The organism is Dactylosporangium sp. CA-092794 (genome assembly GCF_050948465.1).
Taxonomy (GTDB): domain Bacteria; phylum Actinomycetota; class Actinomycetes; order Mycobacteriales; family Micromonosporaceae; genus Dactylosporangium.
In genome coordinates, this window is sequence record NZ_CP192044.1 from 10524384 (window position 1) to 10543714 (window position 19331).

Genomic DNA, 19331 nt, shown 5'->3' on the forward strand with positions numbered 1-19331 from the left:
GGCCTTTCTGTCGGTCTGTGTGTGATGAGTCGGATCAGTCGGATAGCAGGCCGTCGAGGATGACGTTGAGCGCCCAATGGGCGCGGGCGGCGCCGTCGCCCGAGACGAGGGCGGTACCGAGCCGGGCGATGTTCGGAAACTGGGCCGGGTCGACCGTGGGCAGTTGCGTGGCCATCTCGGACAGCGCATCGGCCCGCTGCGCGTTGACCTTCGGATTGCTGTGCTCGACGGCGAGCGCCGTCGGGTAGAGCAGGAGCAGGTCGACGCCCCAGGCCGCCTGCCGGTCGCTGACCCCGCCCTCGCGGAGCAGGGCGAGGACCGCCTCGACCAGGGCCGCGTAGTTGGGCCCGCTGGGCTGGGTGGACATCGCCATCCGGGCGATGCCCGGGTGGCGGCCGAGCAGGTTGCCGTAGGCGGTGAGCAGGGCCTTCAGCCGGTCGCGCCAGCCGCCTTCCCCGCCCGCCGACGGGGCGATCTCGCCCAGCAGCGCGTCGAGGATCTGCGCGTGCAGGTCCTCGGTGTCGCGGACGTACACATAGAGCGAGGCGTGACCGGAGTCCACCGCGGCGGCGACCCTCCGCATGGTCACCTTGTCGAGGCCCTCGTCGTGCAGGATGGCCAGGGCCGCGTCGATGATGCCCTGCCGGCTCAGGGCCGGCTTGGCCGGTCGATCCCGCCGGCTGCGGGGCTGCCGTTCGCTCATGGAATGAGGCTAGCACGACCATGGTCGTTACGACCATGGTCGTTCAAGAGATTTCTTGACAAGAGTTCTTGTGACAAGGAGTCTTGTCATATGGATGCACACCGCCGCGATCTCAGCGGCGAGCCCGCCGCCATGCGCGCGCTCGCCCACCCGGTGCGGCTCGAGCTCATCGAGCTGCTCAAGCGGGAGGGGCCGCTGACCGCCACCGAGGCCGGCGAGCGGCTCGGGCAGCGGCCCGGCAACATGTCGTGGCACCTGCAAATCCTGGCCCGGCACGGGTTCGTGACCGAGGCCGGCGAGAAGAGCGGACGGCGGCGGCCGTGGCGGCTGACCGCACCCGGGCTGCAGTTCGAGACCGACACCCCGGAGAGCCGGGCGCTGCTGGACGCCGTGGTCGCGAGCGACGTCGCGGCGCTGATGCGGGCCGGGTCGGACGCGTTCATGAGCCGCCAGACGCTGTACCTGACGCCGGACGAGCTCACGGCGCTGCACGAGCGGGTCGACGAGGTGTTCGCGCCCTACCTCGAGCGGGTCACCGACCCGTCGAAGCGGCCGCCGGGATCGGCGCCGGTGCGGACCATCCTGGCGCTGCTGCCCGAGGCGTCCGCGTGAAGCGCCGCGACCTCACCGTGCTGGCCGCCGGGATGGCGGTGTCGACCGCGGGGGACGCGGCCGCGCTCGTGGCGCTGCTGCTGCGGCTGCAGCCGCACGGGAGCGGGTGGGTGGCCGGGCTGCTGGCGGCGGAGCTGATCCCCTACGTCGTGCTGGCGCCGCTCACCGGGCGGGTGGTGGACCGGCTCGAGACGCGGACGGTGCTGCTCGTCGCGCTGGCCGGGCAGGCGGTGCTGTGTGTGCCGCTCGCGTTCGCGTCGCCGCTGTGGGCGATCATCGCGTTGTTCGCCGGGGTGACCGCGCTTTCGGCGTTCGTACGGCCGGCGACCTCCGCCCTCGTGCCCGCGATCACCGGCGAGGAGCGGGCCAAGCAGGGCTACTCCATGCTCGCCACCGGCAGCGGGCTGGGCTGGATCGCCGGTCCGGCCGCGGGGGGCCTGCTCACCGGCGCGTTCGGCCCGACGACGGCGATCCTGGTCGACGCCGGCACGTTCGCCGCGCTGACCCTGGCCTGCGCGACCCTGTCCGCCCGCCGCCGAGCGTCGGCAACCGCGAGTACCAAGGAATCCAACGCGGGCGGCCTCCGGCTGATCTTCGCCGATCGGCTGCTGCGCACGGCCCTGATCGGCAGCGCGATCGCCATCAGCAGCGGCATCATCGACAACGTGGCCGCGCCGTTCCGGTTCGTCGACCAGCTGGGCGCGAGCGATTTCGGATACGGGTTGTACCTCACGCTGTGGGGCGCCGGCGCCCTCGTCGGCGCGCAGGTGCTCCCCCGCCTGCCACTCAGCGGCAGCGCCGGGCTGGCGCTGGGCAACCTGCTGACCGGGGCCGGGATCGCGGGCATCGGGCTGGCCCCGAACCTGGCGCTGGCCTTCACTGCCTCCGCTCTCGGCGGCATCGGCAACGGCATGGCCAACGTGGCGCAGAGCGCGCTGATCAGCGGGCGCACCCCGCCCGCCCAGCACGGCCGCGCGTTCGCCGCCGCGGGGGCGCTGCTGCAGACGGCGATCGGCTTGGGCACGGCGGCCGCGTCGCCGCTGGTCGCCTACCTGCACGCGGACGGCGCCATGCTGACCGCGGGCGTGCTGACCTGCGCCGCGTCGGCCATCGCGCTGGCCTTGACCCGCCGCGACGAGCCCGAGGAACGCCCCGCCACCGAGACCCCGTGACCTCGGGCGGCGTTCTCCGCCGAATCCGGATAAGTCATGACAACTCCGTCGTCACGACTTATCCGGATAAATGCTGATATGGACCAATCGGAGCGCGGCGCGGGGCGGGGCTGCTGATCACGTCCCTCGCGGCGGGCGCTGCACGCCGCGAGGTCGACCGGCGCCTTGACCGCCGTCGCGGCGGACGCCTTAACCGCCGTCGCAGCCCGCACCTTGACCGCCTTCGCGGCCCGCGCCCTGGCCGCCTTCGCAGCCCGCGCCCTGGCCGCCGTCGCAGCCGGCGCTCTGCTGGCCGCCGTCGCAGCCGGCGCCGAGGCACGGCGCAGCGACCGGAAGTCTCCGCGATCATGCCGCACCCGCCACCGACACCAACGGTTTTTCATGATCACGGAGCGCTGATGTACCCCCGTGTACCGAAAGGCTCCGCGATCATGAAAAACCCGGTGTGCGGCTACCGCGGACATCATGATCACGGAGAGATACGTCCGGCCTGGCCGCGCAGAGCAGATCGCGCGCGCGAACCCGCCGCGCGCGCGAACCCGCCGCGCGCGCGAACCCGCCGCGCGCGCGAACCCGCCGTGCGCGCGAACCCGCCGTGCGCGCGAACCCGGCCCCGCCCTGCCGCCGGCGGCGGCGGGCGGGGCCGGGGAGGCGGTGGTGAAGGTCAGGCTGGGAGCAGGGTTGGGAGCACCTTGACCGCGTGGTCGATGCCGTCGTCGGTCTGGTCGAGGTGGGTGACCAGGCGGACCAGGCGGCGGCCCAGCACCGAGACCAGGATGCCGTTTTCGCGGGCGGCGGCGGCGAAGGCCGGGCCGTCGAGCGGGAGGCCGGTCAGGTCGAGGGGGACGATGTTGGTGCGGATGCGGGCCGGGTCGACCACGCCGGCCGGGGCGAGGGCCTCGGCTAGGCGGTGGGCGCGGGCGTGGTCCTCGGCCAGGCGCGGGATGTTGTTGCGCAGGGCGTAGAGGCCCGCGGCGGCCAGGATGCCGGCCTGGCGCATGCCGCCGCCCAGGCGTTTGCGCAGCTTGCGGGCGGCGGCGATGCGTTCGGTGGAGCCGACGACCAGGGAGCCGACGGGGGCGCCCAGGCCCTTGGACAGGCACACCGACAGGGAGTCGAAGAGGCGGCCGTAGGTGTCCAGCGGCACGCCGTCGGCGACGTGGGCGTGCCAGATGCGGGCGCCGTCGCAGTGCAGGTGGACGCCGTGCTCGTCGGCGGTGGTGCGCAGCGCCTGCAAGGTCGGCAGCGGTAGGACGGCGCCGCCGGCGCGGTTGTGGGTCTGCTCCACGGCGATGGCGCGGGTGGGGACGGCGACGAAGCCGTCGGGGCGGATCATGTCCGCCACGACGGCCGGGTCGAGGTCGGCGCCGGCCGTGGGCCAGGTGCGGGTGGAGACGCCGCCGAGCGCGGCGGCGGCGCCGATCTCGTCGGTGACCACGTGGGCGGCGGCGTCGCAGAGCAGCTCCTCGCCGCGGGGGACGGCGAGCTGCAGCGCGATCTGGTTGGCCATCGTGCCGCTGGGCATGAACAGCGCGGCCGCGTGGCCGAACCGGCCGGCGACCTCGTCCTGCAGCTCGTGCAGCGTCGGGTCCTCGTCGAAGACGTCGTCGCCCACCTCGGCCGCCGCCATGGCGGCGCGCATGGCGGCCGAGGGCTTGGTGAGCGTGTCGGACCGGAAGTCCACGACGATCTCAGCCACGCAGCATCTCCGCGACGAGGAAGGCCAGCTCCAGCGACTGCTGGGTGTTGAGGCGCGGGTCGCAGGCGGTCTCGTAGCGGTCCGGCAGGTCCTCGTCGACGATGGCCTGGGCGCCGCCGAGGCACTCGGTGACGTCCTCGCCGGTCAGCTCGACGTGCAGGCCGCCCGGGTGGGTCTCCAGCTCGCGGTGGACCTCGAAATACCCCAGAACCTCGTCGACGATGCGGTCGAAGTGGCGCGTCTTGTAGCCGTTGGACGACTCGTGCGTGTTGCCGTGCATCGGGTCGCACTGCCAGACGACCCGGCAGCCGGCCGCGGTCACCTTCTCCACGATCGGCGGGAGCGCGTCGCGGACCTTCGTGCTGCCCATCCGGGCGACGAAGGTGAGCCGGCCGGGGATGTTCTGCGGGTTGAGCCGCTCGAAGAGCTCCAGGGCCTGCTCGGGCGAGGTGGTCGGGCCGAGCTTGACGCCGATCGGGTTGGCCAGGCGAGACATGAAGTCGACGTGCGCGCCGTCGATCTGGCGGGTGCGCTCGCCGATCCACAGGAAGTGCCCGGACAGGCCGTAGGGCCGGCCGCCCGCGATGCGCACCAGGGGGCGCTCGTACTCCAGGGCGAGCGCCTCGTGGGAGCAGTAGAGCGTGACGGTGCGCAGCGCCTCGTCGTCGTTGACGCCGCAGGCCTGCATGAAGCGCAGCGCGCGGTCGATCTCGCGGGCGATCGCCTCATACCGCTGGCCGGCCGGCGAGCTGACCACGAAGCCCTTGTTCCAGTCGTGCACGGCGTGCAGGTCGGCCATGCCGCCGCCGAGGTAGGCGCGCAGCATGTTCATCGCGCTGGAGGAGTTGGCGTAGGCGCGCACCATGCGCTGGGGGTCGGCGACCCGGGCGGCCGGGTCCTTGTCCAGCGAGTTGATCATGTCGCCGCGGTAGGCGGCCAGGCCCAGCGAGTCGGTGGCCGCGGAGCGCGGCTTGGTGAACTGGCCGGCGACCCGGCCGATCTTCACGACCGGCAGCGAGGCGCCGTAGGTCAGCACGACCGCCATCTGCAGCAGCGTGCGGGCGTTGCCCAGCACGTGCGCCTCGGTGTTGTCGGCGAACGTCTCGGCGCAGTCGCCGCCCTGCAGCATGAAGGCCTTGCCGTCGGCGACCAGGGCGAGGCGCTCGCGCAGCTGGTCGACCTCATACGGCGCCACGATGGGCGGGACGGACGACAGCAGCTGCCCGACCTCGTCGACCACGGCCTGGTCGGGCCACGGCGGGGTCTGGGCCCGCGGCAGCGTGCGCCACCGGTCGAGGCCGAACTCGTCGTCATCGGAGTTGCCCGGGACGGCGACGCGGGAGATCTCCGGGCCCGGGTAGGTGAAGTGGTGCCACTCCTGGCGCATGAGGAAAGGGTACCGACGCCGGATCGGCGGGTGGTGTCGCCATCCCGCCGATCCCGCCGGCTGGACTACATATTGATCATGTGTCCGGAGAGGCCGTGGACGGCCTCCTTGACCGCTTCGCCCAGGGTCGGGTGGGCGTGCACGTTGCGGGCCACCTCGTGCACGGTCAGGTCCCACTGCTGGGCCAGGGTCAGCTCGGGCAGCAGCTCGGTGACCTCGGGGCCGATCAGGTGGGCGCCGAGCAGCTCGCCGTACTTCGCGTCGCTGATGAGCTTCACGAACCCGGTCGGGTCGCCCAGGCCGTGGGCCTTGCCGTTGGCGGTGAACGGGAACTTCGCGACCTTGACGTCGAAGCCCTTCTCCCGGGCCTGCTCCTCGGTCCAGCCGAAGCTGGCGATCTGCGGCTGGCAGTACGTCGCCCGGGGGATCATGACGTAGTCGAGCTCCATCGTCTCGGCCCCGGCGATCGTCTCGGCGGCGACGATGCCCATCGACTCGGCCGCGTGCGCGAGCATCAGCTTCGCGGTGACGTCGCCGATGGCGTAGATGTGCGGGACGTTGGTGCGCAGCCGGCCGTCGACCGCGATCGCGCCGCGGTCGGTGAGCTTGACGCCGGTCTTCTCCAGCCCGTAGCCGTCCACCCGGGGCGCGAAGCCGATGGCCTGCAGGAGCTTGTCCGCCTGCAGGGTCTGCGTGCCGCCCTTGGCCGACACGGTGACCTTGACGCCGTCGCCGGTCTCCTCGACCGACTCGACCCGGGTCGAGGTCAGCACGTCGATGCCGAGCCGCTTGTACCGCTTGAACAGCTCCGCGGACACTTCGGCGTCTTCCAGCGGTACCATCCGGTCGAGAAACTCCACGATGGTGACCTTGACGCCGTAGTTGTGCAGCACGTAGGCGAACTCCACGCCGATCGCGCCCGCGCCGGCGATGATGATCGAGGCCGGCAGCTCCTCGGTCAGGATTTGCTCCTCGTAGGTCACGACCCGCTCCGACAGCGTCGTGCCGGGCAGCAGGCGGGTCGTCGCGCCGGTGGCGATGATGCAGTTGGCGAAGGTGATGGTCTCGTCGCCCACCCGCAGGGTGTGGTCGTCGAGGAAGCTGCCTTTCGTCTGGTACTGCCGGATCTCGTTCTTCTTCATCAGGTAGTGCACGCCCTTGACCCGGCCGTCGGCCACCTTGCGGCTGCGCTGGAAGGCGGCGGAGTAGTCGAAGGTCACCTCGCCCTGGATGCCGAAGGTCTTGGCCTCCGCGGTGAAGATGTGCGCCAGCTCCGCGTTGCGCAGCAGCGCCTTGGAGGGGATGCAGCCGACGTTGAGGCAGACGCCGCCCCAGTACTTGTCCTCAACGATGGCGGTGCGCAGGCCGAGCTGCGCGGAGCGTACGGCGGCGGTGTAGCCGCCGGGGCCGGCGCCCAGCACGACGACGTCGAAGTGTTCAGTCATAGCCAATCCCTGCGTTTGAAGGTGACGTACAGCACCACGGACAGCAGCACGATGAGCACCGCCGATGTGAGGAACCCCGACAACTTCTCATAGCCCGGAAACGGAATGTTCTGCCCGTAGTAACCGGTAACGGCCGTTGGCACCGCGATGATGGCGGCCCAGCTGGTGACCTTCTTCATGATGGTGTTCTGCCGGTTGCCCTGCACCGCCAGGTTGGACTCCAGGATCGTGGCGGTGAAGTCGCGCAGGGACTCCGTGAATTCCGTCACCCGCAGGACGTGGTCGTAGAGGTCGTGGTAATACGGCAGCATCTCGTCGTCGACGATGTGCTCCCGGGCCCGCATGAGGCTGTTGACCAGCTCGCGCATCGGCAGGACGACCTTGCGCATCCGGCCGAGGCTCTTGCGCAGCCGGAAGCTGCGCTGCTGCACCTGCCGGATGGCCTGCGCCGTCTCTTCGAACAGCCGGTCCTCCAGGGCCTCCAGCGCCTCGTCGAGGCGCTGGACGGCGTCGAACTGCCCGTCGACGATCACGTCGAGCAGCCCGTGGGCCAGGTAGGCGACCCCGTGTCCGGCCAGGTCGGGGGTGGCGTCCCAGCGCTTCACCACCGCGTCCATGTCGAAGTCGGGGGCGTGCACGGTGATCAGCGCCTGGTGGGTGGCGAACGCGGACACCTCGTGGACGTCGAGGTCGCCGGCCCCGGTGGCGAAGTCGATCGCGTAGGCGTTGAAGAACATGTGCTTCGCGTAGCGGGTGAGCTTCGGCCGCTCGTGCGGCGAGGAGGCGTCCTCGATGGCCAGCCGGTGCAGCCCGAACTCCTCCTGCACCCGGTCGTAGTCGTCCGGCCGCGGATCGGTCAGGTCCAGCCACACCACCGCGTCGGGGTCCTTGAGATGCTCGGAGATATCGTCGAGCGGGAAGTCCTCGGCCTCCAGCCGCCCGTGCCGGTAGAGCCGCGTACGCGCCATACCGCCATCAAAGCAGAAGGAGGCGCCGGTGGCCGGGTTCGAGCAGGCGACGACGGTCGAGAACGGCGAGGCCCAGCTGGATCCACAGTGGACGGTGGGCGGGCGGCCGAACGGCGGCTACCTCCTGGCGCTGCTGGCCCGGGCCGCGGTCACCGCGGCCCACCCGGACCCGTTGAGCGCGAGCGCGGTGTACCTCTCCCCGCCCGAGCCGGGCCCGGCGAACGTCGAGGTCGAGTCCCTGCGCGCGGGCCGATCGGCGAGCCAGGCCCGGGTGCGGCTCACGCAGAAGGAGCGGGTCTGCGTCGAGGCCCTGTTCACCCTGGGTGACCTGGCGGTGGCCGGCTCGCCCCGGTGGAGTGACGCGGAGCCGCCGGAGGTCACCCCGCGCGAGGAGCTGCCCCGCACCCCGATCGAGCCTCCCGCCGCCGGGGTGCGCATCGACATGCTGGAGCTGCTCGACCAGCGGGTGGACTTCCGCCGGCCGGGCGACCTGCGCGGCTGGCTGAGCTTCGCCGACGACTCCCCGTTCGACCCGCTGTCGCTGCTGTTCGCGGTCGACTCGTTCCCGCCGGCGACGTTCACGCTCGGCGGACGGGGCTGGACGCCGACGCTCGAGCTCACCGTGTACGTCCGCGCCCGGCCGGCCCCGGGGCCGCTGCGGGTGCGCCAGCGCGCCCGGCTGCTCACCGAGAGCCTGGTCGACCAGGTCTGCGAGGTGTGGGACAGCACCGGCCGGGCGGTCGCGCAGGCCACCCAGCTGGCCGCCTACCGCCTGGCGGACGCGGGGTAAGGAGCGTCATCGTGGAACCGCTGATCATCGTCGATGGCGCGAACGTGGTCGGCTCGGTGCCCGACGGCTGGTGGCGCGACCGCGCGGGCGCGGCGGCGCGGCTGCGCGACGCCCTCGCCCAGCGGGACCGCTCCGCCCTCCCGGGGGACGTCACACTCGTGGTGGAGGGCGCCGCCCGAGGGGTGCGAGGCATCGACGGGGTGCCCGTCGAGGCGGCCCCACAATCGGGAGACGATCATATTGTGCGGCTCGTGCGCGACAATGTGAGCAACCGGCCTGTCATCGTAGTGACATCGGACCGACTCCTGCGCCACAGGGTCACGGAGCTGGGGGCGAGTATTGTCAGCCCCGGACAGCTCCGGGCCGCGATCCCATATGGTGGACGACGCGACTCTACCTAGCCGATAGGATTTACGGGCGAAGAATTCGCAGCATGCGCACCTAGCAATGCAACGATCCTCAGTGATCTTCCATTATTTGGGAACGAGTTGACCGCAGCCGCGGACTCACGCAAAGTTATCGGGGCACCGCTCTCGTGAATTGCCGGTGAATACCGCCCCAAAACGTCAGACGAATTAGTATTGATCTATTCTGTGCGGCACGTAACACGACTGTCGCTTCACGTGACGCTCCTGGTAAGGTCGGTGCCATGTGCCCTGAGGTGCAGCTTGATCCGATGTGGATATCCCGTCGTGAGCACCATTTCGACGGCCTTTGTCGAGTGCCCCCCGGTTGAAATCAGAAATCGGCGTTCACTCAGAAGGTTTTCGAGAGGATTGAAAATGGCCGTGTCGGTCGTCGGTGCGCCTGACGTCGCACCCTCCGTGGTCACCATCACCGTCCACATCACCCTCAACGGCGAGGAGCTACCGCCGGAGGCCTCCCGCCTCCTCAGCGACCTCGAGGCGCTCGCCGCCAGCCAGGCCGGGCAGCAGATCCAGCGCAGCGCAGCGCTGACGCGGACCGCCACCGCAGGTCAGCCGCAGGGCCGCACGCTGCGCCTCGTGGAGCCCGCGCCGGGCAACGACGCCACGGACCGCGAGGACTCCCCCGCCCCGGCGGCGCCCGGGCCGGGAGCGGACGCGAAGGTCAAGCGGATCGGCCGGGCCGCGCCCGACGCCCCGTCGCTGTATCTGTGCACCGGCTCCCGGCTGGTCCTGTCGGACGGCGCGCCGGTGCCGCTGACCCGCCGCGAGTACGACCTCTTCCTCTTCCTCTGCGAGCACCCGCGCCGCGTGTTCAGCCGCGCCCAGCTGCTGCGCCAGGTGTGGGGCTACGACATGGTGGGCACCGAGCGCACCGTCGACGTGCACGTGCGCCGGCTGCGGGTGAAGCTGGGCGACGCGGCCCGGATCATCGCCACCGTGCGCGGCGTCGGCTACCGCCTCGACGACGACGCCGCCGTCCAGGTCGTGGTCCGGGAGGACTGACCGTCCCTTTTGTGACCTCCGTCGCCCCTGCGCGTGGTTGAGCACCGCCGCGACTGGGCAAACCGGTGGGCACGAGAGAAAGGGGCAGCGATGAGCGTGACACATGCGAACGGCAGCGTGACCGAAAACCGCAAGGACCTCGGCAACGCGGTCGGCGACCTGTCCGCCCGGACCAAGGGGGGTGCGGCCGAACTGGCCGGCCAGACCCGGGACGTGGCACGTCGTCGCGCCGTTCCACTGGTGACCGCCGCCGCGGCCGGGGTGGCCACCGCCGTCGTGGCGGTGGTGACGGTCGTGCGCCGGCGCCGAGCGCGGCTCACGCCACGGCAGCGGGCCGTCAACGCCTGGCGGCGGACCAGCAGGAGCGTGCGGAAACGGGTCAAGCGGTAACTTCCTCTCGACCGGCCGCGCCCCGCCCCCTGCACGGGAGCGGGGCACGGTCGCGTTTCACAGGCCGGACAGGTGGGCGAGGATCGCCTGGTTGGCCTCCCAGCCGTCGGGGAAGCGCACCGGCACATTGAGGTGGACCGGCTCGGCCGACGGGTGGCTGTCCAGCAGCTCGGCGATCCCGGCCCGGGCCACGACCACGCACGCGTGGCGGTGCCGGGAGGCCAGCACGCACAGGCGGCCGGCCTCGAGGTGGAACGCGCTCGCGTCACGGCGGCCGGACAGCGGGTGCAGGATCACGGTGACGTCGTACTCCCGGCCCTGCAGCCGGTTCGCCGTGTCCACGGTCACATCGGCGGCGACGGTGTCGGCCAGGGCCTGCCGGATCGCGGCGACCTGGTCGCGGTGGGCGGCGCCGACGGCGACCCGGTCGGCGGTGACCGGACGGCCCTCGGGGGCGTGCTCGGAGTACGCCACCGGCCCCCGGCGCAGCAGGCTCACCACGATCGCCGCGATCGCCGCCACGGCCTCCCGGTCGGTGCGCACGGTGTGCCGGGCGGGCAGCTCGTGCAGCGCCCAGCCGGTGCGCCGGGCGGTCTCGAGGGTGTCCTCGACGCGCGGGTCGCCGCCGATGGCCCGCACCGAGAACTCCAGCCGCCGGTCCGCCGGCTTGGTGCCGGCCTCGAACGGCGTGAACGGGTAGAACGCGGCGGAGACGACCGACGCGGCCGACGGCGGCAGCCGCCACGACACCGGCAGGCGGTGCACGGGCAGGCCGGGGTTGTGCCGCAGCAGTACCGCCACCGCACTCTGCATCGGATCCCAGGACAGCCCGGCCCAGCGCTCGACGGCCACGACGGAGAACGGGTCGAGCTGCCCGGGATCGCCCACGAACAGCCCGCGGGAGAACCGGCCGGCGACGCGCAGCAGCATGTCGGAGCGCATCTGGTAGGCCTCGTCGACGATCGCCCGCTCCCAGGTGCCGTCGGTCACGGTCGCCCATTTCGCGGCGGTACCGATGACCACGGCGCTGGTCTGCACGTCGGACACGGCGCCGCTGACGGTCACCGAGCCGTGCTTGATCACCCGCTGGGCCGGCACGTAGGTCGACGCCGACAGCCGGCCGATCTCCAGCCCCGGCGCCGCGCTCGCCAGCCGGTCGATGAGGTCGTCGACCTGCTCGTTGGTCTGCGCCACGACCATCAGCCGCTCGCCGGCCTCGGCCATGGTCCGCGCCGCCCGCACCACGAGCGTGGACTTCCCGGCCCCGGGCGGGGAGTCCACCACCACGCCGCGGCCGGCGGACGAGCCGAAGTCGGCCAGGATGTCGTCGATGACGGTCACGACCAGTCCTCCCCGGCGTCGGAGTCGCTCGGCTGGTACTCCGGCGGCGGGCCGCCGTGCGTCCACGGCGTGTCTTCGCGGCTGGGGAACCGGCCGGGCGGCTGGTAGGCGTCGCTGACCGGGCCGTAGGTCACCCGCTCCCCCACCTCCGGCACCGAGCCCGGCGCCGGCTGCTTGGTGGAGCGCCCCATGCCCTTGCTCAGCTCCAGCACGACGTCGACGGAGGAGACCGAGACCACCATCGCCTGCTGGGCCAGCCGCGCCGGGGAGACCAGCAGCGCGCCGGGCTCCAGGCGCACCGGGTCCTCGGTCTGCACGGTGATGTGCGGGCGCAGCGCCGCCTTCTTGCCCGAGGTGTCGACCCGGTTCGGCGAGGCGGACACGACGGTGCCGGTGAACGCCTCGCCCGACAGCCGGAACTCGGCCATGATCAGCGGATCGTCCAGCGCGCGCTGGGCCTCGTAGCGGGCCTGCTCCCGCTCCAGCCGGTCGAGGCGGCCGGCCGCGGCGACCGCACTGTCGCGCCTGGGCTGCGGCAGCGCGGTGCCTTCGGCCAGTGACATGTGGTACCCCGTGAAAACATCGCGGTCCACCGCCCACCGCGACTCCACCGAAGTCCCCGCCCGCCGGGCCCGCAGCAGGTCCACCGCCCGCCACATCAGCCCCCACGTCGGCTCCACCTGGTCGGTGAGGGCGGCGGTCAGCGCGGCCAGGGCCCGGCTCCCGGCCTGCGGGTCGGCCGCCCGCGCGCAGGCGGCCAGCGCCGGCGCCAGGATCTCGTTGTCGAACGTCGGGTCGGTGCTCGGCCCGGCCGGCGGCCAGCGCAGCGGGTCCTCGGCCAGCGCCGCCGCGCTCGCGCCGGACCGGCCCGCCGGCGGGTCGATCCAGCCCAGCAGCGCGGCGAGGTTGGCGTCCTCCAGACCGCTCTGCCCGGTCGCCCAGTGCTCGCCGAGCACCTCGGTCATCGCCAGCAGCGTCGCCGAGCCGGGGTGGTCGGCGCGTTCACGCAGGAAGGTGAGCCACTGGCCGAGCAGCGGCACGGTGCGGTGCACGGGGTGCGGGCCGTACGTCCGGCGGAAGCGGGTCGAGCGGCCCAGCAGCCGCACGAACTCGACCCCGCCGCGGTTGGGCACCAGCACCTGCGGGGCGTCGGCGTAGCGGATCTTCGACGTCTGGCCCGGGTCGACGCTGCGGGAGAAGCCGTCGATGTACCCCAGCATCACCCGGGCCAGCTGCGCGACGAACTCGAAGCGCTGGGTGCGGTCGCGCGGGTTGGCCACGACCAGCACCCGTCCGGCGCCGGGGGCGGTGCCGACCATGGCGGCCAGCGGCGCGGCGGCCTCGCCGGCCAGCGCCAGCGGCACCAGCACCAGCGGCTTCGCCGCGATGTGCGTGTGCCGCACCGTGGTCAGCGGCTGCGCCCGCCCGGACTCGACGGCCTCCGCCCGGGCCAGCGCGGTGAGGATGCTCAACTCAGGCCTCTTGCAGGCACTCGGTGCGCAGCCGGTGCGCGAGGCGCAGCAGGCCGGCAATCTCCTCCTGGCCGGCGCCCGGGGTGAGCGTGCCGCGGGCCAGGCCGAGCACCGTGCCGACGTTCTCCACGCCGCCGAGGTCGTCGCGGATCGAGCGGCCCAGCGCCGAGGTGGAGCCGGCCGACTCGTCGCGGCAGAAGAACGCCATCTCGCAGTTGCCGAGGCAGTCCGGGCTGTACCGCGCGTCGATGGTGCTGACCGCCTTGCGCAGTTCGTCCGGCGGCCGGGTGGGCTGGTGGTCGGCGTCGTAGGCGAGGTCGAAGGAGAGCCCGGCCGGCAGCGCGTCGAGGATCTTGTCGAGCCGGGTGAGCCGGGACAGCTGCCGCTGCAGCACGGTGAGCTGCTTACGCACGTCGACGAGCGTGGCGGTCGGCCGGTTGGCGAAGTTCTCCGGGCAGACCAGGACCACGTCGTGCGAGACGGTCTCGGGCGGGTACCCGAGCTCGCCCAGCAGCTCGCGCATGGCCAGCACGTAGACGGCCGACTGCTTGGCCGCGGAGGCCGCCTTGCCCGGGTCGGCCTGCTCGTCGATCACCGCGAACGACTTGATCTCGACCACGTGGAAGCGCCCGCCGACCCGGAACGCGATGAGGTCGGGCTCGAGGTAGGCGTAGTACCCGGCGATGTCCAGCCGCAGCATCGGGTGATCGAACAGCGTGCCGGCGTCGTCGCGCTCGGCCGCGGCCCGGGCCAGCAGGCTGCGGGTACGCGCGTAGCGCACCTCGCGGCTGGCGTTGCCGCCCACGTTGGACAGGTCGTCGTAGGCCACCTCGGGGATGGCCAGGCCGAGCCGCTCGCGCAGCAGCTGCAGCAGCTCGGCCGCGCCGTCGGCCTTGACCTGCGCCTCGAACGCGTTGCCGCGGGCGATCGCGAACCGGGACTGGCCGAAGGCGGCGGGGAAGCCGAGCTGCCCGGCGACGGCGCCCTTGTTCACCCCGGCGGCGTCCATCAGCCCCCGCCGGCCGCAGCCGGGGTTGGTGGTGAGCGCGGCGATGGTGCGGGCGTTGTGGTTGCGCGGCGCCACGGTGCCGCGGATGCGGTCCAACCGGTCTACCAGTGCGTCCATGGGGATCTCTTCTCAGTTCGCGGTACTGCGAAGTCGCTGGAGCCGGGCGCCGAAGAGCACCTCGGCGCCGTCGAGCCGCTCGTCGGCACGGGCCGCCGCCGCGGCGCGGTCCGCGGCGTCGGCCTCGGCGTGCACGTCGAGCTCGGCCCGGGCCTGGCCGGCCACGGTCTCGGGGTCGGCGCCGCCACCGCCGCCGGCCGCCGTGGCGCCCGGGATGCCGGCGGCGAAGCGCCACAGCAGCCGGCGCGCGTCGTGCGCGTCGTCGGGCAGCTGCGCCACCCGCTGGGCCACGTTGATCGCGCCGATGAGGAAGTCGACCCGGGCGCTGAGCGGCCCGACCACGCGGGTGTGCAGCGGCCAGGTGGAGATGGCCAGCAGCCCGCGCGCCGGGGAGAGCAGGTCGGCGGTCAGCGCCGGGCAGAGGTAGTACGGCCGCCCGTACGGGGCGACCTTGAACGAGCGCTCCTCGTCGCGGCGCAGGCTGGTGAGCCTGGCCGCGACCAGTTCGCCGGGGAAGAAGGCGTCGTGGACGGCGATGATGAGCTTCGGCGCGGCCGGCACGGTCAGCAGCGTCAGCGCGTGGTGCACCTGTTCGCGGATGGAGAGGATCGGCGGTGCTTGATGCTGCCGGGGTACGGCCGGTGCCCGCTCCTCCAGCTCCGCCAGCGCCGCGTCCCAGGCGTGCTCGACCCGGCGCAGTTCCGCGCGCAGCTCCCGGGCCTGTGTCCGGTCGCCGGTGGTGGCCGCACGGCGCAGGTCGGCGCGCAGCCGATCGATCCGGCGTTCGAGCAGCTCGATCCGCTCACCGCGGGCCGCCGCCTCGCCCTGGGCCGAGATCGATTCGGACACATTCGGCACGGTAGCCGTTTCCAGCAACTTCCAGCAAAGACCAGTGTCGGCGTGTCGCAGTTTCCTAGCTTGGCGCTCGCTTCGCTCGGGCGCGCCGGGGGGTTCCCACCCCGGACCCCCCATGGCCGCTGCGCGGCCACTGGCCGCGCTTCGCTGCCAGACCGCTCGGCCTGCGCGCTTGACCGCGTCGCGTTCGCCGGGCTTGGCCCAGGCTCCGCGAACCCGCGCGCGTTCGCCGCAGTCACGGGCCCTGGGCAGGCGCGCTTGACCGCGTCGCGTCCGCCGGGCTCAGGCCAGGCTCCGCGAGCCCGCGAGCATCGCCGTGCGCGCTTGGCCGCGGCGCGTCCGCTGGGCTCGCCCTAGGCTCCGCGAGCCTGCGCGCATCGGCCTGCGCGCTTGGCTGCGGCGCGTCCGCCGGGCTCAGGCCAGGCTCCGCGAGCCCGGGCGCGGTCGGCGGGGCACGGGCCCTGGCCAGCGCGCTCGCCGCCGAACGCAGCCGGGCACTCCCCTCACCGGGCGCTCTCGACCGCGGCGCGTTCGCTGGGCTCTGGCCAGGCTCCGCGGGCCCGGGCCCGCTCGGCGGGGTCACGCGCCCTGGCCGGGCGTCGGCCCGCAGGCCTGCCGCTGGCGTCGGGCCGCCGAGGGCCCCGGCGAAGGCGGCGCTGTCGGCCCGAGCGGCTCCGGCTCACCCCTTCGGCCCGGCGCCGGCTGGTGGGCTGGCTGTGGAGCGAAAAGTCGGGCGCTTCGCGCCGCGACTTTTCGGACTTATGCCCCGCCGGGAGAAAAATCCGTTAAGTTTTCCTGTCCCTTCGGGTGACGCCGCGCAGGCGTGAAAACGGGGGCGGGTTGCGCGCCGTCGCCGGTCTGGTAGGTGGGCCCGCGGGAGGATGGTGCCGGGTTGCCCGCTGACGTCGGTCCGTTACCTGGGACGTAGGAGCCCGTCGATAAGTTTGACGTCGGGGCCCGACCCTGAAGGGTCACGCACTGTTGCCTTGAGCACGCCGGTCAGCATTTCGGTTCCCGACCGTGGCCCCCGGGCGGCCCGCCATTGTTGCCCTCGGTACTGGTGATGGAGGACTGGCCGCGGTGATCGACGAGCCCGAAGAGATTGCCGATCAGGAGTACGAGCAGCTCGTGGAGCGGGTCTGCGCGATCGATGTGGCCAAAGAGTTCGGGAAGGTGTGTACCCGGCTGCCGGGCCCGGGCGTAGCGGGCCGGCGGGTCAGCCGGGTGTGGGACGTGCCGGCCACCACCCGGGCGGTCGCCGAGCTCGCCGGCCAGCTGGTGGGGTCGGGGATTGAGAAGGTGACCGTCGAGTCGACGTCGGACTACTGGCGGATCTGGTGCTATCTGCTGGAAGCGGCCGGGCTGGACGTGCAGCTGGTCAACGCCCGGGACGTGAAGAACGTGCCGGGCCGGCCCAAGACCGACAAGCTGGATGCGGTGTGGCTGGCCAAGCTGACCGAGAAGGGGCTGTTGCGGCCCTCGTTCGTGCCGCCCGGCGAGATCCGGGTGTTGCGGGACTACACCCGGATGCGGATCGACCTGACCCAGGAACGGACCCGGCACTGGCAGCGCCTGGAAAAGCTCCTCGAAGACGCGCTGATCAAGGTGTCGTCGGTGGCCAGCAGACTGGACACGCTGTCGACCCGGGACATGTTCGAGGCGCTGATCGCCGGTGAACGCGACCCGCAGACCTTGGCCGGGCTGGCCCGGGGCAAGATGAAGGCCCGGCACGCCGCCCTGATCGAGGCGCTGACCGGCCGGTTCGACGACCACCACGGCGAGCTGGCCCGGATCCTGCTCGACCAGATCGACGCACTCGACCGGCAGATCGAAACCCTCACCACCCGGATCGAGGAACTGATCGCCGCGATCCCGACCCCGGCCAGCCCCGACAGCCACGACAGCCACGACAGTCCCGCGGGCAGCCCCGGCCAGGCCGCCCCTGCCGGGCTGGGTGCCCTGGACCGGCTGGTCGAGATCCCCGGCATCGGCCCCCGCGGGGCGCAGATCATCCTGGCCGAGATCGGCCTGGACATGACCCGCTTCCCCACCCCCGGCCACCTGGCCTCGTGGAGCAAACTGTGTCCCCGCACCATCCAGTCCGGGGCCACCCACACCACAGGCCGGACCGGCAAAGGCAACCCCTACCTCAAAGGACTCCTCGGCGAAGCCGCCGCCGCAGCCGCCAAAACCCACACCTTCCTCGGCGAACGCTACCGCCGCATCGTCAAACGCCGCGGCAAACGCCGAGCCCTCGTCGCCGTCGCCCGCTCCATCCTCGTCATCGTCTGGCACCTCCTGGCCGACCCCACCGCCCGCTACCACGACCTCGGCCCCGACTACCACACCACCCGCGTCAACACCGACCGCAAGATCCGCAACCTCATCCGCCAACTCGAAGCCCTCGGCCACACCGTCACCCTGCAACCCGCCGCCTAGCTCGAAACCGAACACCCACCGCCCGGACCCCCGAGAGGATCCCGGGCCGATCCCACACGCCCAGGCCCGCAGTGGTTGAGGTCATTTTCCGGTCAGTCGTGATGCTGCCGGGCGGCGTGGCTGAGCGGCTGTGCTTGCCGGGGCGGGTGGGGTGCAGGATGTCTCCGCGATCATGCGGGTCTTGGGGGTGGGGGGGCGAGTTTCTCATGATCACGGAAGTTCTATGTACCTATAGGTACCTTATGTCTCCGCGATCATGAGAAACGCTTGGTTTGGGTGGGGGTGCGGCATGATCGCGGAGGGTTCTTGTCGCTCGGCCTCTGGCCGGTGGGGTCGGCGCGTGGGTTTTGGTCTTGGCACCGCGGGGCTGGCAGGGCCAGGGCCAGCGAAGCTGGGCCCCGGCCCGGTGTCTGACGGGAGCAACGGTCGTGCGTTGCACGGGCCGGAGTCCATCGTTTGATCTTTTTAGGCTGGCACGGGCTGGGGCTGCTCGGCCGGCACGGGGGCGGGGCGGCGGGTGGGCATCGGGATCAGCTGGGGGCGGCGGCGGGCGGCCAGGTCCTCCACCCAGCCCAGGCCTAGCACCGCGAGCACGACCAGGACGGCGACCAGGCCCAGCTGGACGAAGTCGTGGTACCCGCCCACGAGTGTGATGCCGAACCACACGCCGACCATGCGCACGAAGGTGATGGCCGCCTCGTGCCACAGGTAGATGGTCAGGGCGCGGCGGTTGATGGCCTCGACCACGGGTTCGGCGACGCCGAGGGACAGGGCGGCGGGGGCGGCGTTGAGCATGATCAGCAGGAAGGCGGTCGACCACAGGGTGTCGGCGACCGGGGCGTCGTTCAGGTCGAAGCCGCGGGGGCCGGGGGTGTGGTAGAGGATGGTCAGGCCGAGGCCGCCCATGGCCAGGCACAGCGGCCAGAGCACCTTCTTGGAGATGCGCTGCAGGGTGCCGTCGTGGTGGGCGAAGCCGAGCATCCAGGCCGGGGCGTACATGAAGAAGTCGCGGACCGTGCCGCCGGTGCCGTGGCCGGTTTCCCAGAGCACGACGAGTGCGGTGAACGGCACCAGCAGGCTCGGGATCGGCCAGCGGCGGAACAGCCACAGCAGGGCCGGCGAGGCGATGATGAACCACAGGTACGAGCGGATGTACCACACCTGGCTGAACCAGAACCCGCCGCGCTCGGTCGTCGGCGGGTCGTCCAGGGGGATGAACCACAGCAGCGTGCGCCAGCTGTGCTCCATGCCGCCCCACAGTGACATCAGCGCCACGGCGAACGCGCCCAGGACCCAGAAGGGGATGACGATTCGCCGGATGCGGCGGCCGATCGCCTTGGGGCCGGAGCGGTCGAGCGAGGCGGCCATGAGCGAGCCACCGAGCGCGAACATGAGCCCCATAGCCGGGAAGACGACGGTCAGCCATGCGAACCCGAGCGTGTGGTACGTCACCACGCGGAGGATCGCAACGGCTCGCAGGAGGTCTACGTACCGGTTCCGCA

17 protein-coding genes are annotated in these 19331 nt (G+C 72.2%); 7 read left to right on the plus strand and 10 right to left on the minus strand.

Annotation, left to right across the window (positions count from 1 at the left end):
- Positions 1–34 precede the first annotated feature (34 nt).
- Positions 35–703: a TetR/AcrR family transcriptional regulator gene (locus ACQPXD_RS45355; RefSeq protein ID WP_432829487.1), complete on the minus strand. Its 669-nt coding sequence runs from the start codon at positions 701–703 to the stop codon at positions 35–37.
- Between the two features lie 90 nt (positions 704–793).
- Between ACQPXD_RS45355 and ACQPXD_RS45360 the strand changes: the two genes are divergently transcribed.
- Positions 794–1315 carry an ArsR/SmtB family transcription factor gene (locus ACQPXD_RS45360; RefSeq protein WP_432829489.1) on the plus strand — a complete coding sequence of 174 codons (522 nt, stop codon included), beginning with the start codon at positions 794–796 and terminating at the stop codon, positions 1313–1315.
- A complete protein-coding gene (locus tag ACQPXD_RS45365) occupies positions 1312–2487 on the plus strand; it encodes an MFS transporter (RefSeq protein ID WP_432829491.1) in 1176 nt (391 codons plus the stop codon). The genes ACQPXD_RS45360 and ACQPXD_RS45365 overlap by 4 nt, the downstream gene beginning before the upstream one ends.
- A gap of 664 nt (positions 2488–3151) precedes the next feature.
- On the opposite strand, the gene ACQPXD_RS45370 is transcribed toward ACQPXD_RS45365, so the two are convergent.
- From ACQPXD_RS45370 to ACQPXD_RS45385, 4 genes are all read right to left on the minus strand, one after another.
- Positions 3152–4186, minus strand: coding sequence for a threonine aldolase family protein (locus ACQPXD_RS45370; RefSeq protein WP_432829493.1), 1035 nt, complete (start codon positions 4184–4186; stop codon positions 3152–3154).
- Positions 4179–5573: a class II 3-deoxy-7-phosphoheptulonate synthase gene (locus ACQPXD_RS45375; protein ID WP_432829495.1), complete on the minus strand. Its 1395-nt coding sequence runs from the start codon at positions 5571–5573 to the stop codon at positions 4179–4181. The genes ACQPXD_RS45370 and ACQPXD_RS45375 overlap by 8 nt, the downstream gene beginning before the upstream one ends.
- Before the next feature lie 65 nt (positions 5574–5638).
- Positions 5639–7018 (minus strand): dihydrolipoyl dehydrogenase, encoded by a 1380-nt coding sequence (lpdA, locus tag ACQPXD_RS45380; RefSeq protein WP_432829497.1) that lies wholly within the window; start codon positions 7016–7018, stop codon positions 5639–5641.
- Positions 7015–7986 (minus strand): magnesium transporter CorA family protein, encoded by a 972-nt coding sequence (locus ACQPXD_RS45385; RefSeq protein WP_432829499.1) that lies wholly within the window; start codon positions 7984–7986, stop codon positions 7015–7017. The genes lpdA and ACQPXD_RS45385 overlap by 4 nt, the downstream gene beginning before the upstream one ends.
- A 28-nt stretch (positions 7987–8014) precedes the next feature.
- Here ACQPXD_RS45385 and ACQPXD_RS45390 point away from each other — a divergent pair, with 28 nt between their 5' ends.
- The 4 genes from ACQPXD_RS45390 (at position 8015) to ACQPXD_RS45405 (ending at position 10596) form a co-directional block, all read left to right on the plus strand.
- Positions 8015–8776, plus strand: a complete 762-nt coding sequence (locus ACQPXD_RS45390) for a thioesterase family protein (protein WP_432829501.1) — start codon at positions 8015–8017, stop codon at positions 8774–8776.
- A gap of 11 nt (positions 8777–8787) precedes the next feature.
- On the plus strand, positions 8788–9177 hold the full coding sequence (locus ACQPXD_RS45395) for an NYN domain-containing protein (protein WP_432829503.1): 390 nt from the start codon (positions 8788–8790) through the stop codon (positions 9175–9177).
- 381 nt (positions 9178–9558) lie between these two features.
- On the plus strand, positions 9559–10206 hold the full coding sequence (locus ACQPXD_RS45400) for a winged helix-turn-helix domain-containing protein (RefSeq protein WP_432829505.1): 648 nt from the start codon (positions 9559–9561) through the stop codon (positions 10204–10206).
- A gap of 90 nt (positions 10207–10296) precedes the next feature.
- Entirely contained in the window at positions 10297–10596 is a 300-nt protein-coding gene (locus ACQPXD_RS45405; protein ID WP_432829507.1) for a hypothetical protein, read from the plus strand.
- A gap of 57 nt (positions 10597–10653) precedes the next feature.
- Here the strand turns inward: ACQPXD_RS45405 and ACQPXD_RS45410 are convergent, their stop codons facing one another.
- From ACQPXD_RS45410 to ACQPXD_RS45425, 4 genes are read right to left on the minus strand one after another with little or no spacing between them, the layout of a single operon-like run.
- Positions 10654–11943, minus strand: coding sequence for an AAA domain-containing protein (locus ACQPXD_RS45410; RefSeq protein WP_432844196.1), 1290 nt, complete (start codon positions 11941–11943; stop codon positions 10654–10656).
- Complete coding sequence (locus ACQPXD_RS45415; RefSeq protein WP_432829509.1) at positions 11934–13409, minus strand: hypothetical protein; 1476 nt, start codon at positions 13407–13409, stop codon at positions 11934–11936. Before ACQPXD_RS45415 ends, ACQPXD_RS45410 begins: the two co-directional genes overlap by 10 nt.
- Before the next feature lies 1 nt (position 13410).
- A complete protein-coding gene (locus ACQPXD_RS45420; protein WP_432829511.1) occupies positions 13411–14535 on the minus strand; it encodes a hypothetical protein in 1125 nt (374 codons plus the stop codon).
- A 12-nt stretch (positions 14536–14547) separates the two neighbouring features.
- Positions 14548–15384 (minus strand): hypothetical protein, encoded by an 837-nt coding sequence (locus ACQPXD_RS45425; RefSeq protein WP_432829512.1) that lies wholly within the window; start codon positions 15382–15384, stop codon positions 14548–14550.
- A 1086-nt stretch (positions 15385–16470) separates the two neighbouring features.
- Here ACQPXD_RS45425 and ACQPXD_RS45430 point away from each other — a divergent pair.
- Positions 16471–17829 (plus strand): IS110 family transposase, encoded by a 1359-nt coding sequence (locus tag ACQPXD_RS45430; protein ID WP_432824405.1) that lies wholly within the window; start codon positions 16471–16473, stop codon positions 17827–17829.
- A 465-nt stretch (positions 17830–18294) separates the two neighbouring features.
- Here ACQPXD_RS45430 and ACQPXD_RS45435 read toward each other — a convergent pair whose 3' ends face one another.
- Positions 18295–19281, minus strand: coding sequence for an acyltransferase family protein (locus ACQPXD_RS45435; RefSeq protein WP_432829514.1), 987 nt, complete (start codon positions 19279–19281; stop codon positions 18295–18297).
- Positions 19282–19331 lie beyond the last annotated feature (50 nt).